General features: G+C 52.3%; 12 protein-coding genes, 2 pseudogenes and 1 other annotated feature. Of the genes and pseudogenes, 5 read left to right on the top strand and 9 right to left on the bottom strand.

Annotated elements, in window-relative coordinates; genetic code table 11:
• Nucleotides 1-214 precede the first annotated feature (214 nt).
• Both OCT58_RS09030 and mscL read left to right on the top strand, forming a co-directional pair.
• On the top strand, nt 215-1018 hold the full coding sequence (locus OCT58_RS09030; RefSeq protein WP_267202534.1) for an SDR family NAD(P)-dependent oxidoreductase: 804 nt from the start codon (nt 215-217) through the stop codon (nt 1016-1018).
• A gap of 193 nt (nt 1019-1211) precedes the next feature.
• Nucleotides 1212-1631 (top strand): large-conductance mechanosensitive channel protein MscL, encoded by a 420-nt coding sequence (gene mscL / locus OCT58_RS09035; RefSeq protein WP_267202535.1) that lies wholly within the window; start codon nt 1212-1214, stop codon nt 1629-1631.
• A 36-nt stretch (nt 1632-1667) separates the two neighbouring features.
• On the opposite strand, the gene OCT58_RS09040 is transcribed toward mscL, so the two are convergent.
• The 5 genes from OCT58_RS09040 to OCT58_RS09060 all read right to left on the bottom strand — a co-directional run bounded on the left by OCT58_RS09040 (nt 1668) and on the right by OCT58_RS09060 (nt 4367).
• Nucleotides 1668-2423, bottom strand: a complete 756-nt coding sequence (locus OCT58_RS09040; protein WP_267202536.1) for a DUF4097 family beta strand repeat-containing protein — start codon at nt 2421-2423, stop codon at nt 1668-1670.
• Between the two features lie 2 nt (nt 2424-2425).
• The gene (locus OCT58_RS09045; protein ID WP_267202537.1) at nt 2426-3049 is read right to left on the bottom strand and encodes a DUF1700 domain-containing protein; all 624 of its coding nucleotides are present in this window, start codon (nt 3047-3049) and stop codon (nt 2426-2428) included.
• A complete protein-coding gene (locus OCT58_RS09050; protein ID WP_267202538.1) occupies nt 3033-3365 on the bottom strand; it encodes a PadR family transcriptional regulator in 333 nt (110 codons plus the stop codon). The genes OCT58_RS09045 and OCT58_RS09050 overlap by 17 nt, the downstream gene beginning before the upstream one ends.
• Nucleotides 3366-3485: 120 nt before the next feature.
• Nucleotides 3486-4034, bottom strand: coding sequence for a DUF5692 family protein (locus OCT58_RS09055; protein ID WP_267202539.1), 549 nt, complete (start codon nt 4032-4034; stop codon nt 3486-3488).
• Between the two features lie 153 nt (nt 4035-4187).
• Nucleotides 4188-4367 carry a DUF5692 family protein gene (locus OCT58_RS09060; RefSeq protein WP_267202545.1) on the bottom strand — a complete coding sequence of 60 codons (180 nt, stop codon included), beginning with the start codon at nt 4365-4367 and terminating at the stop codon, nt 4188-4190.
• A 434-nt stretch (nt 4368-4801) separates the two neighbouring features.
• Here OCT58_RS09060 and OCT58_RS09065 point away from each other — a divergent pair, with 434 nt between their 5' ends.
• Together OCT58_RS09065 and adhP are read left to right on the top strand one after the other, a co-directional pair.
• Entirely contained in the window at nt 4802-5092 is a 291-nt protein-coding gene (locus tag OCT58_RS09065) for a hypothetical protein (protein WP_267202540.1), read from the top strand.
• 223 nt (nt 5093-5315) lie between these two features.
• A pseudogene (adhP, locus tag OCT58_RS09070) lies at nt 5316-6341 on the top strand (alcohol dehydrogenase AdhP).
• Nucleotides 6342-6441: 100 nt separating this feature from the next.
• Here adhP and rplL read toward each other — a convergent pair.
• From rplL to OCT58_RS09090, 4 genes are all read right to left on the bottom strand, one after another.
• Nucleotides 6442-6807, bottom strand: a complete 366-nt coding sequence (gene rplL / locus OCT58_RS09075) for a 50S ribosomal protein L7/L12 (RefSeq protein ID WP_267202541.1) — start codon at nt 6805-6807, stop codon at nt 6442-6444.
• Between the two features lie 62 nt (nt 6808-6869).
• Nucleotides 6870-7370 carry a 50S ribosomal protein L10 gene (rplJ, locus tag OCT58_RS09080; RefSeq protein ID WP_267202542.1) on the bottom strand — a complete coding sequence of 167 codons (501 nt, stop codon included), beginning with the start codon at nt 7368-7370 and terminating at the stop codon, nt 6870-6872.
• A gap of 32 nt (nt 7371-7402) precedes the next feature.
• Nucleotides 7403-7519 (bottom strand) — a sequence feature (ribosomal protein L10 leader region).
• Nucleotides 7520-7565: 46 nt separating this feature from the next.
• Complete coding sequence (locus OCT58_RS09085; protein ID WP_267202543.1) at nt 7566-9332, bottom strand: ABC transporter ATP-binding protein; 1767 nt, start codon at nt 9330-9332, stop codon at nt 7566-7568.
• Nucleotides 9325-11073, bottom strand: coding sequence for an ABC transporter ATP-binding protein (locus OCT58_RS09090; RefSeq protein ID WP_267202544.1), 1749 nt, complete (start codon nt 11071-11073; stop codon nt 9325-9327). Before OCT58_RS09090 ends, OCT58_RS09085 begins: the two co-directional genes overlap by 8 nt.
• Nucleotides 11074-11337: 264 nt before the next feature.
• Between OCT58_RS09090 and OCT58_RS09095 the strand changes: the two are divergent.
• Nucleotides 11338-12712, top strand: a pseudogene (locus OCT58_RS09095) (amino acid permease).
• The last annotated feature ends 179 nt before the right edge of the window (nt 12713-12891 follow it).

The following is a 12891-nucleotide window of genomic DNA, read 5'->3' on the forward strand; positions in this document are numbered from 1 at the left end:
GGCCACCTAATTAGTAACCGCGATTACTACTTAGGTGGCCTTAAAATTAACGAATTACTTTTCAAACGACATCCTGTAAGAACCGACCACTAATTGTCAAGCTCTTAACTTAATGACATTGGAGTTCTTTCCCACTCCCTTTTTATTTTACCCTTGCCTCGGGTTACCCGAGGGGGATTACACTACCCTTAACAAAAGCGAAAGGGTGATCGAAATGCAAACAATCTTTATTACTGGTGTCTCCTCAGGCATGGGCCGCGAGGCCGCACTCTACTTTGCCCAACACGGCTGGCAAGTCATCGCCACGGTGCTGAAAGAAGAAGAACAGGCCCAATTCAAGGACGTGGCTAACCTGGTAACCTACCAACTCGACGTCACCGATCCGGCAATGGTCGATCAGGTCGCAGCGGATGTTCTCAAGAAGTACGATGTCGACGTGCTCTTTAACAACGCCGGCTACGGGATGACTACGAATTTCGAGGATATGACCGAAGACATGATGGAGCGCTCCTTGGACACCAACGTCCTGGGGATGGCCCGGGTTACCAAGGCCTTCATTCCCCACTTCAAGGAAAAGCGCGGCGGCCTGATCCTGACCACCACCTCCCTGGCCGGGTCAATCGCCCTGCCGTTCGGGGGGATGTACAACGCCGACAAGTGGGCGACGACCGGGCTGAGCGAAACGCTCTACTACGAACTGCGGCCATACAATGTCCGCGTCCGGACCTTTGTCCCCGGTGCCGTCTACACCTCCTTCTTGAAGAACGAGGATACCAATGAGGTGGCCAATAACCCGATGCAGGCCAACATGCTGAAGGCGTTGATCCCCGATGGCATTGAAAACATGGAACAGGTCGATGAGGCCGTGGCCGATATCTACAAGGCCGTTACCGATGACGACCCCGACCGGATGACCTACGTCACCGGCAAGGCCGCCCAGGACCTCTATGCCAAGCGGCAAGAGATGGGGGACGAAGCCTTCCGGAAGTACTTTGCTAAGCAATTAATGGCACAATAATCAGTTAAACTGCTCTCCAGCAACGTAAATAATTGTCAAGCGGCGCAATGAGTTTGAGCTCACCGCGCCGCCTTGTATTTTACCTTAAGCTTTTTAATTTTATCCCAAATCCGCTCCCCAGCCATTGGTACCGCCGTTCGAGCTTGCTAATATTAAATTAGCAACTACCCCCGGACACAAAGGAGGCGTCTCAATGATTCAGGAATTCAAGGACTTCATTTCCCGTGGCAACGTGATCGACATGGTCGTCGGAATAATCGTCGGTTCGGCCTTTACAACGATCGTTAAAGACCTGGTCGACTACCTGATCAATCCCCTGATCGGGCTCTTCATCGGCAAGATCGACCTATCCAACATCATCCTGAACATTGGCGACGCCCAGTTCAAGGTCGGGGCCTTTCTCAACGCCGTTATCAACTTCCTCATCATTTCCTTCGTGGTCTTCCTGATGATTAAGGGAATCAATCACTTCCGTAAGAATAAGCAAGAGGAAGAGCAGCTGACGGAGCCAAGTCCAGAGGTTCAGTACCTCAAAGAAATTGCCGAAACATTGAAACAACGGGAATCCGCAGCAAGCACACAGCATGCGAAAGAGGCCAAAGAGCGAAACTAAAAAACGAGGTTGGAATTTCCAGCCTCGTTTTTACGTTTAATCATTATATTCATTATCACCGGAAGTGGTAATCAGCTCCAGCGTGTTGGCGGCGTTCATGTTTTCTTCCACGATGCTCTGGTCATCTTTGTCCTGACCATTAACCTCATTGTCGCCACTGTCGGTTTTCAGGCGGTAGCCGTCCGCGGAGACCGTGTGAACGTCATTGTCGCCGGAATCATTCTGGACGGTATAGTGACCGACAATCGTCAAGCTGTGCCCATCGAATTCACCAGAAGACAGGTTGGTCTGTCCGCCATTCAGCGTCAGGTCGCTCAGGTCAACGTCCCCACTCTCGTTAGTTACTTTGACGTTCGTCAGGTCAACCCCACTGATGGCCAGCTCGCCGCTATCGAGAGCAATACGGCCGCTCTTAATTTGAGCATCATCTGGCAGGGTGATCGTCAGGTGATCACTGATGCCGTTGACGCTGAAGCCGTTGTAACTGCGGGTGCCGGATTGGCGGACCCGCAACGTCTTATTCTTGACCGTCACCGTCGGCTTGTTGCGGTCCAGGCCCCGGTAGCTAACCTTAAACTTATTGCCGTGCTTGATCGTCACGTTGGCCGTATCAACGTCCAGGTCAACGCGGTTGAAGTGCTTGTTGGTCAAATTCCAACTGGCCTGGCGTTGCACTACCGGCCGGCCGTTTTCAAAGGTGACGTTTTGGGCACCATGGTTGAAATAACCGATCGCCAAAGCCACCAGACCGACAATCAGGACGAGCCAGCCGAACTTAAACATTTTCTTCATGATTATGCCTCCCCCCTGCGTGCCTGGATCTTTTGGTAAATAAACTTAGCAAAGTTGGCGACCGCCTGAGCCAGCAAGCGGACCAGCCAGTAAAGCAGCGGCAGGAAGATCATGAAGGCACCAACGCAAGCTAAGCCGATCCCCAGGTAGAAGAGGCCAACCATCGGGGTGGTAAAGAGCAACCCGATCCCGGCATAGAGGGTGGCGCAGGCTGCCACAGCAAATGCCCCGACGACCGCCACGGCACCAGCTCCCAGGCCGATCAGGCAAGCCGCAGCAGCAACCAAGACCACAATGGCCACCAAGCCAATCCCAAAGGTCAGTGGTGAAGCGATGATTGCCAGCAAAACCCACCAGAAGACCCGCCAGCTGGAATGGGTGCTGGCTGGCCGCCCCCTCATGGCTGACCGGGTATTGGCCTTAATTGAGTAGTCAGCCAGGATCTTTCGACTAAGCTGCCGGGGCGTCCCTAATTTTTCCTCAATGGCTCCCCGGCTTATCAGGTTGCCATCGGCGATGAACTCATCGTAAAACTCCAGGGCATCCTGGCGCTCCTCCTCGGTCAGTTGGCCGAGGTAGGTTGCCAGTTCACTAATGTATTTCTCCCGTTCATTCATTGTTCTCATTCCCCTCCTCACTTGGGTTAAAGATCTGGTCCAGACTCTGCTTGTAGTCATTCCAGAGTTTGCGAACCCGGGTTAAATGTTTCTTTCCTTCTTCAGTAATCTGATAGTAGCGCCGGTTGCGACCCTGATAAGGCTGGTCGTAAGTCGTCACAAAGCCGTCCTTCTTCAGTCGGCGCAGGACCGGATACATCGTCGATTCCGAAATCGTGATCACTTCCTGAATTCGTTGCGTCAGCGCGTAGCCGTAGTAATCCTGTCGTTCAAGGATCGCCAGCACAATGCCATCCAGGAGATCGGCGGTAATTTGGATTTTCATCAGGATCCCCTCCTTCATTTAATATTATATATTATATAGTATTATCTGTAAACAAATATTGCATAATAAAAAAGCTGCCAATGAATCTCATCAGCAGCTTAAACAAACGATTCCTAAATATTAACGCCGTGCCATTGCTTCCTCGTAATCCTTGGTCCCGACAAAGATTGGGTGCAGGTACGGGTTGGTGTGCGTTTGTTTTGCCCGCTTCATGATAATGGCAAAGACAACCACGTTAATCACGATCGACAGGACGGCAATGATCCCCATCACGTGCGGATCCGCGGCGGTTGGGTGGACAGCCGGGTTCATCACCCCGTCCTTGTAAAGTACCGGCAGCACCGCAAACTTACCGGTCTCCTGAAATTCCGGCACGACCTGGGCGAACATGCACCAGATTGCCAGGGTGTTGGCCCGGTTCTGGATCCAGCCACCCTTGTTCCAAAAGGCCGCCGCAAATGTTGGGGCCAGCAGAAGGGCAACCCCGCAGTACCAGGTGTGGGTCGGCAGGTTCGCGTAGGTGTACTCGAAGTTCCAGACGTCATAGGCCAGAATGAAGAGCCAGGTCATGTCCGTCCACAGCATGTCGTGCTCATCTTTAGAAGAATAAATGCCAAACCACCCGGTCATACAGAAGACGTTGATGATTCCGGCCAGGCCATTCAGCACGTTCCACTAGCCACCGTAGAGCCAGACGCCCTCGGAGGGAGTGGGAAAGAACTCGCCTGCGAGTTCGTCTTCCCACCCCCGTCGACGCGGAGCTAGCCTATCCTGGTGGGCGTTGATTTATCAACGTTCAGGCTAGCTTCGCGTCGCAGCCAGCTACCGCGTTGCGGCATTTATAGCTATACAGCAGACAAAGGTAGCCGCGTAGAGCTTGGCATAGTGGAACCAGCTGTTCATGTGAACGTAGGTCTGGTTGTGCAGCGCCCACGACTGGCCCTGAGCCGCGCAAACGTAGATGGTAATGAAGTAAATGGTCAAAATCACCGGTAAAACGATGAAAAAGAAAACTCACCCAAGCTTGCTGCGCCGTGCAATTTCGTTGGTGACGATCAACCCCAGAAAGGCCAGAAACCAGCCAAGAAACTGCCAGGCGGCCTGGTCGCCATAAACTTGAAATAGCATCTGCTTCCCCTCCCTCAGGTAAGCGCTCTCTTATGCTCGCCTTCATTGTACAGGAGTGCTTATATTGTAGCAATGTGTGGAAATTGGAAATCAGTTCATTAAGCAACCGTTTATTTTGAATTATCCTTTAACAAGATACAATAAAATAACGATGTATTTTACGACTAATATCGCACGATTATGCAGGTGTTGGGCAAATCGACATTATTAACGCTTACTATTATTTGTGCTTTCTTTATAATAGAAAGTGATCAATGAGATTGGTCATTGATCATCTTTCTCAAATGTATTCTAAGGAGGGGTGTCTTATGTTTAACTTTGTATTTTGGGTTTTAGCCATTTGGTTTGTCGTCAATGTGGTATGGATGTGGTTTAAGCTCGACGATCAAAAATTACAAAAGACCTTCGCTTGGATTAACGTTTGTGCTATTGTTATTGGCTTCTGGGTATATTACAGCGTTACCCACGACGCTAGCGCCATTGATGGTTGGTTCATCGCAATGAACTGGGCGAACATCGTGGTCGCTGCCCTGCAGTTCTACTTCGGCTACAAGAACATGACGAATGTGCACCACACAACGCATCATGCAATTAGTTAAGCAAGAATTAAACGGAGTCATCAATTAATCGCGGATTTGGACAAATTACTGTTCAAATCCGCAATTTTTTGAGTTAAAAAATAAAATTAATTATGGAAAGCGCTTGCATTTAGTGAATAAGCGAACTACAGTAGGGGCGTAAAGTAATTAAAAGATATTTTACTCATCTGATGTTTTTATCTTTTTACTTTGAGTGGTTTTGTAGTTATGGGAGATGTTATTTATGAAAGCCGCTGTTGTACGTGATGCCTGTGATGGTTACTTTGACATCAAGGATGTTGACCTCCGGGATCTGAAGGCCGGCGAAGCTTTGGTAAAGATCGAATACTGCGGACTCTGCCACACTGACCTGCATGTTGCCGCTGGGCAGTTCGGAAAGGTTCCCGGCCGGATTACCGGTCACGAGGGAATCGGGCGAGTCGTGAAAGTTGCTCCCGGCGTGACCTCCGTCAAGGTTGGCGATCGGGTTTCAATCGCCTGGTTCTATTCCGGCTGTGGTCACTGTGAATACTGTGTCAGCGGAAATGAAGCTCTGTGCCGGCATGTGCTGAACTCTGGTTACACCGTCGACGGTGCGATGGCCGAATACTGCATCGTCAAGGCTAACTATGCCGTTAAGGTGCCCGAAGCGCTCAATCCGGTCAAGGCAACTTCCGTAACTTGTGCCGGGGTAACGACCTACAAGGCAATCAAGACCAGCCAAATCCGACCCGGCCAGTGGATCGCAATCTACGGTGCCGGTGGCCTGGGTAACCTCGGTGTTCAGTGGGCCAAAAATGTCTTTAAGGCTCACGTTGTTGCCGTTGATATCAACGATGCCAAGCTCGAGTCCGCCAAGCAGGAAGGCGCTGACATCATCATCAACTCCGCCAAGACGGATCCAGCCAAGGAAATTTAGGACAAGGTCGGTGGCGTTCAAGCAGCGGTTGTCACCGCAACCGCACCGATCTGCTACGACCAGGCAATTGCCTCCGTCCGTGCTGGTGGGAAGGTTGTCGCAGTTTCCCTGCCGAAGGGCAACATCGACGTGCCGATCTCCAAGACCGTCCTTGACGGAATTGAAATCATTGGCTCCCTGGTTGGCACCCGTCAGGACCTGGCGGAAGCCTTCCAGCTGGCAGCTGACGGTGGTATCAACCCGATCGTCCACACCCGGAAGCTCAGCGAGATCAACGACATCGTCGACGAGATGAAGAATGACGAGATCGTTGGCCGGATGGTCGTGGACTTCACCCACGGTGCTAATTAAAATTTTGATTTCCATGATTAAAAGCGGCTTAATTGCCGTTTTTTTGTATACAAAAAAGGCCGCCAAATTGGCGACCTTTTTGTGTATTAATGAATGTTGACTACTTAAGGGTAACAGTAGCACCAGCGGCTTCAAGCTTTTCCTTGATGTCGTTAGCTTCGTCTTCCTTAACGTCTTCCTTGATAGCTGAAGGAGCACCGTCAACCAGGTCCTTAGCATCCTTCAGGCCGACACCAGTGATGTCCTTAACAGCCTTGATAACCTTAACCTTGGCCTGACCTGGTTCAGTCAGTTCAACAGTGAAGGTGTCCTTAGCAGCAGCAGCGCCATCGGCAGCACCGGCAACAGCAACTGGAGCAGCAGCAGAAACGTCGAATTCGTCTTCGATTGCCTTAACAAGGTCGTTAAGGTCAGAAATTGATGCTTCCTTTAATGAAGCAATGATAGCATCCTTATCAAAAGCCATGTTTATTTCCTCCAATATTTAGGTAATTGATTGTAAATTGATATTGAACCGAGATACGGCAATTATGCGGCTTCGTCTTCCTTGTCGGCAATGGCCTTGACAGCACGGGCAATCTTCCGCATTGGGTCTTGCAGTGCAGATGCAAGCATTGACAACAGTTCTTCGCGACCTGGCATAGTTGCGTATTCGTTGATTTCATCGAGAGTCTTAACACTCTTTTCGATGAAGCCACCCTTGATTTCAAGAGCGTCGTGGTCATCAGCGAACTTCTTGATGATCTTAGCTGGGGCAATTGGGTCTTCGTTTGAGAAGGCAACAGCAGTAGGACCAGCAAAAGTGCTCTTCAGGTCTTCGTAGTCAGTACCTTCAACGGCACGGTCAAGAATCTTGTTCTTGATAACTGACATCTTAACACCTGCGTCACGAAGCTGCTTCCGTAAGTCAGTAACTTCGGCAACGGTTAAACCACGGTAATCAACAACGATAGCTGTTTGGGCATCGTTCAGTAAGCCCTGAACGGACTTAACGATTTCAGCCTTCTTAGCAATAGCTGCTTCACTCATGAATTTTCACCTCCTGCAATGTATTTTTGATCGGATTTAATAAAAAATCCCTATGACCGCAGACATAGAGAAGGAATTTGCATTTCTTCCTCGGCAGGCATCATTAAGGCTTACGCCACCTGAGTCTTAGGCAGAGTCATATTTAATCAACTTTGATAGTTTAACATATCCGTCCCGTCATTGTAAAGGGATTTTTTATTTTTCCTGACTTTCCTGCAGCCGGACCAGTTTGGCGTAGTAGCCATCCCTGGCCATCAGTTCGGCATGGCGCCCCCGCTCGACAATCTGGCCGTCACGCAGCACCAGGATCTGGTCCGCATTTTGAATTGTGGACAAGCGATGGGCAATCGCGATCGTGGTCTGTTGACTGCTCATCTTTTCGATACTCTCGGTAATTACTTTTTCAGTGTGGGCGTCCACACTGGCGGTGGCCTCATCCATGATCAGCACCAGCGGATGGCGGGCCATCACCCGGGCAAAGGCAATCAACTGCCGCTGTCCCACGGAGAGATTGCCACCATGCTCGCCCAGCAAGGTTTGGTAACCCCGGGGCAGCTGTTCGATGAAGCGATCGGCATCAACGGCCTGTGCCGCCTGCCGAATGACCTCGGGATTTGCCTCAGCGTTAAACATCCCAATGTTGTGAGCAATCGTTCCGTAGAAAATGACCGGTTCCTGGACGACTAACCCCAGGCGCTGACGTAATTCGTGCAGCGGGTAGCGGCGAATGTCGATCCCGTCGATCAGGATCTGGCCGCGTTGAAACTCATAAAAGCGCATCAGAAGATTGATAATCGAACTTTTCCCACTACCGGTATGGCCGACCAGGGCCACCGTCTGGCCAGGCTCGACCGTCAAGGAAATATCTTTGAGCACCGGCTGCTGCGGGTCGTAGCCAAAGGTGACGTGACGAAACTCAATCCGCCCGGCCCCGATTTTTAAGGGTTCATCCCCCTGCTTGGGCTGGCTCGTCGGCCGATCCAAGAGTGTGAAGACCCGGTTGGCAGCGACAATCCCCTCCTGAAAGGTTGCAAGATTATCCATCACCCGGTTCAGCGGATTAAAGAAGTTCTGCTGGTAAGCAATGAAGGCGTAGACCACCCCGGCGGCGACCATCGTCTGCTCACTGCGAACCCCAAAGTATCCTAATGTGGCAATTTCTGCCAAGATGAACATCAAGCTGACAATTGGGTACAGCAAAAAGGAATCGTAGTTGATTAGCCGGCTGCGCAGGTCAAAGTAATGGGTATTCTCCTGATTAAAGGCCTCTTCCTGTCGTTTTTGCTGGCCGAATTGCTGAATGACCTCGATCCCGCTCAGGGCTTCGTTCAAGCGGGTGTTCAACCGACTTAGGCTGGCACGGGCACGCTGGTAGACCGGTACACTGAGCTTTTGGTACCAACGGGTCAAAAGCAAGATGACCAAGAGCAAGCCCAGGGTCAGCCAGGCCAGCGGCGGACTCACCATCAACATCGCCACGAAGGCCGCCACCAGACCAGTCACGGCAACAACCAGGTAGAGGATCAGGTTCCAAAAGTCGTAGAGGGTCTTAGTATCGTTGGTGACCCGGGAGACGATCTCACCGACCGGCGTTTCATCGAAGAAGCGGATGCCGAGAGAATAGACGTGCCGGGCCAGGCGTTCACGCAGGCTTTCCAGCGTGCGCTCCGAACCGACCGCAAAGCTATACGCCTCCACGAATTGCAACAGGGCCTGGATGATCGTCAGGCCAAAGTAAATCCCCGCAAAAAGGACGATCCACTTGACCAGCACCGGGCCGTGACGCAGGTAGTGATCGATGTAGTACTGAATTAATCGCGGCAAGAGCAGGTTAACCACGCTCAATGCGACCGCCATTACAATTGCCAGGGCAAACTGCCACCAGAACGGGCGGGCCGCTTTGAAGAGTCGCCGCAGAACCACAGCTTGTTTCTGCCGCGTCAGCTTGGTTTGGTTATCCATCAATCTCCGCCTCCAATCGTTGCCGTTGCAATTGTTCTTGCAACGTGTCCCGGTACCAGCCCGGTTGTTTTTGCAGGTCCGCCGGCCTTCCCTGACCAGTCACAGTGCCGTCTTCCATCACCACCAGCCAATCCAGCTGGGTGGCCGTGCTTAGTCGACTAGTCGTCATTATCATTGTCTGGTTGTGTCGGGCCTCCAGTCGCTGCTCGATTGCGGTCGCCGTTTCAGCATCCACGGCCGAGAGCGGATCGTCCAATACTAATAGGCGGGAATCCCGGACCAGTGCCCGGCCCAAGGCCAACCGTTGCTTTTGACCGCCAGACAGGTTGGTTCCGTCCTGACCGACCTCAGTATCGTACTGCTCAGCCATGCCAGCAATCTCGTTATCCATGGCAACTCCTTTAACAACCGCCCGAACCCGATCCGCGGAAGCAGCCGGATCGCCGAAGCGGAGGTTTTCCGCAACGATTGCGGAAAAGAGAAAGTTCGTTTGGGGAACGTAACTGATCTGGCGGCGATAATCCAAAAGCGGCAGCTGGCGAATGTCCTGACCGCCCAGGGCAATGGATCCCTGGTAGTGGTCAAAGTCGCGGACCAATAAGCGTAACAGGGTCGATTTGCCACTGCCGGTTGGGCCGACGATCCCCACCTTGGCTCCCGCCGGAATGGTGACGTGGACATTGTGCAGGGCCGGCTGGTGACCATCCGGGTACTGAAAGCTTTCCACGGCTACCGCCACTTCCCCAAAGGCAGGCCGTGCCCCGGACTTGGCAGGCAGCCAGGCTGGTTTCTCCGTCAGCAGTGCATCGATCCGGTCGTAGCTGGCCCGGCCCCGCTCCAGGATGTTGAAAAGCGTCCCGATCGCAAAGAGCGGCCAGACGAGTTCGCCTAAATAGGTGATCAGTGTAACGAGCTGACCGACCGTCAATTGTCCCTGACCAACCAGCCAGCCGCCAACGCCGATCGCCAGCACATAGGTCAGTCCCATGATCAGGGTCGTTGCCGGGTTGAAAAGGGCGTCCCAGAAGTAGGCGCGCAGGTTGGTGTGCAGGGCGCGGTCAACATAGTGGTGGAAGTCGGCCAAATCGGCTTCCTCCTCACCCAACGATTGGATGACCCTGATTCCGCTGACGCTTTCCTGGGTTTTATTGTTTAACTGGCCAAACGCCTGCTGGGCCTGACCATAGGAGTCATGAATCTTGTTGCCGAGATGGTGGGCCAGCAAGACGAGCAGCGGCATCGGCAGCAGCGTGATGACCGTCAGGGGCCAGCTCACGAAGACTCCCATCGCGATAATCATCGAACCCCCGGTGATCAGTGAATCGGCTAGGGTGAGGATCCCGTAAGAGGCAACCTGGCGCACGGCCTCCACGTCATTCGTCGCGTGGGCCATCAAATCCCCCGTCCGCCAGCGCTGGTAGAAGGTCGGATCCATGATCATAAAATGGTGAAACAACCGACTGCGCAATTGCCGTTCCAAAACATAAGAACTCCCGTACAGCAGTTTTTGCCAGGCAAAACGCAGGAAGTACTGGACGATAGCCGCGCCGATCATAATGCCCAGCTGACCGGCCAGCCAGGCGGCCGCCACCCGGTGATCGCTGATGGCATCGACCACGTTCCCAATAATCCGGGCCGGCACCACGTTGCAAACCGCCACTAATATTAAGGCGATCACTCCGCCCAGATATTGTCGCCACTGCTGGCGAAAAAACCACCGCAGCTGTTTTAAGATTGCCATCTCAGTTCCCCTCCCTTGTAACCATATAGATTCATGATAACCGGATTGTGGTACTATGTGAAATACTTTTCACTGATGCGGATCGATCTGAAAATTGAATACTAATAGCCATGCCCCAATCGTATTGCAACCATCATAAAATAAGTATTTTACATTAAGTAAGGGAATCGTTAAAATCTATAGTTATAAGAGGAAGTGATAAATTTGGATACTAATAACAACCAAGGCCACATCCGGCACACGCTCCAGTCCCGCCACCTCTCAATGATCGCGTTGGGCGGCACGATTGGGACCGGGCTGTTCATCGCCAGCGGTTCGGCGATTACAACCGCTGGGCCGGGTGGGAGCCTGATCGCCTACTTCATCATGGGGCTGATGGTCTTCTTTTTAATGACCAGCCTGGCCGAAATGGCGACCTACAACCCCCGCAGTGGTTCCTTTGCCGAATACGCCAACCGCTACGTTGACCCGGCCCTTGGCTTTGCGATGGGTTGGAATTACTGGTTCTGCGGGGCCATCACCGTGGCGGTGGAACTGTCGACCGTTGGGATCGTAATGAACTTCTGGTTCCCCCACGTGCCACAGTGGGTCTTTAGTCTCTTAGCATTTGCCATTATTTTTATGATTAACTACTTCTCCGTGCGCGCGTACGGGGAAACGGAATTCTGGTTAGCCCTGCTCAAAGTCGCGGCCGTCATTATCTTCGTGATCGTCGGGATCGGGGTGATCCTCGGCCTGGTCGGTGGTCACCACGCCCCCGGCTTTAAGAACTTCACCTACAAGCAGGCGCCGTTTGTCAACGGGATCCCCGGGATCATCAGCGCCTTCGTTGTCTCTGGTTTCTCCTTTCAGGGAACCGAGATGGTCGGGATCGCGGCCGGTGAATCAGCGGATCCCAAGCACAGTGTTCCCAAGGCCATTCACGCGACCTTCTGGCGAATCCTGCTCTTTTACATTCTGACCATCTTCGTGATCGCCTGCATCCTGCCCTACACCAACAAGAACCTGCTGAGTTCGGACGTTCAGGATATCATCACCAGTCCGTTCACCCTGATCTTCCAGTATGCCGGGCTGCGCTATGCTGCCGGGATCATGAATTTCGTCATTCTGATCGCCGTTTTGTCGTCGGCTAATTCCTGGCTGTACGCGATCTCGCGGATTCTTTTCTCCCAGTCGATGGACGGTTTTCTCTGGAAAGGCTTCCGGGCAGTCAACCGGCGTGGGGTGCCAATCATCAGCTTTCTGGCAATGGCAGCCCTCAGCCTGGCGCTGTGGGCCCTGCAGTTCATCGGCCCAAACGTCTACAACTACCTGATCTCGGCCACCAGCCTCGGTGGCTTCATGGAATCTCGGGATTGCGATCGCCCACTACCGCTTCCGTCGCGGCTTTTTGCGGCAGGGGCACACCTTAGATGAGCTCGATTACCACGCGGGGCTCTTCCCGTTTGGCCCGATCTTCGCCTTCGTCCTCTGCGTGATCGTGATTGCCGGCCAAAACATCGATGCCTTTGCCAAGCTCGACTGGTCTAACATCCTGATCACCTACATGTCCGTTCCGCTCTTCATCTTCTTCTATCTCTACTACAAGCTCCGTCACCACACGCATTTGGTACCGCTGGAAAAGATGAAATTGAAATAGTAAAAAAGTTGGCTGAGGGAATTTCCCCCAGCCAACTTTTTTGTCGCCTTAATGCTTATGGCAGATTGTAAAATTTAAGTTGAACATTTAAGTGGACAGAAAAACCCATCAAGGTCTTTAATGGTGTTACCGTACAATCCATTAGAAAGAAGGACCTTGATGAGCACCACTATTTTATC

The sequence above is a fragment of the Limosilactobacillus kribbianus genome, assembly GCF_026413145.1.
Classification (GTDB): domain Bacteria; phylum Bacillota; class Bacilli; order Lactobacillales; family Lactobacillaceae; genus Limosilactobacillus; species Limosilactobacillus kribbianus.

What these genes read in the sequence shown, in the direction of transcription:
- OCT58_RS09030 (WP_267202534.1), top strand. Translation starts at nt 215, where the DNA reads ATGCAAACAATCTTTATTACTGGTGTCTCCTCAGGCATGGGCCGCGAG.
- mscL (WP_267202535.1), top strand. Translation starts at nt 1,212, where the DNA reads ATGATTCAGGAATTCAAGGACTTCATTTCCCGTGGCAACGTGATCGAC.
- OCT58_RS09040 (WP_267202536.1), bottom strand. Translation starts at nt 2,423, where the DNA reads ATGAAGAAAATGTTTAAGTTCGGCTGGCTCGTCCTGATTGTCGGTCTG.
- OCT58_RS09045 (WP_267202537.1), bottom strand. Translation starts at nt 3,049, where the DNA reads ATGAGAACAATGAATGAACGGGAGAAATACATTAGTGAACTGGCAACC.
- OCT58_RS09050 (WP_267202538.1), bottom strand. Translation starts at nt 3,365, where the DNA reads ATGAAAATCCAAATTACCGCCGATCTCCTGGATGGCATTGTGCTGGCG.
- OCT58_RS09065 (WP_267202540.1), top strand. Translation starts at nt 4,802, where the DNA reads ATGTTTAACTTTGTATTTTGGGTTTTAGCCATTTGGTTTGTCGTCAAT.
- rplL (WP_267202541.1), bottom strand. Translation starts at nt 6,807, where the DNA reads ATGGCTTTTGATAAGGATGCTATCATTGCTTCATTAAAGGAAGCATCA.
- rplJ (WP_267202542.1), bottom strand. Translation starts at nt 7,370, where the DNA reads ATGAGTGAAGCAGCTATTGCTAAGAAGGCTGAAATCGTTAAGTCCGTT.
- OCT58_RS09085 (WP_267202543.1), bottom strand. Translation starts at nt 9,332, where the DNA reads ATGGATAACCAAACCAAGCTGACGCGGCAGAAACAAGCTGTGGTTCTG.
- OCT58_RS09090 (WP_267202544.1), bottom strand. Translation starts at nt 11,073, where the DNA reads ATGGCAATCTTAAAACAGCTGCGGTGGTTTTTTCGCCAGCAGTGGCGA.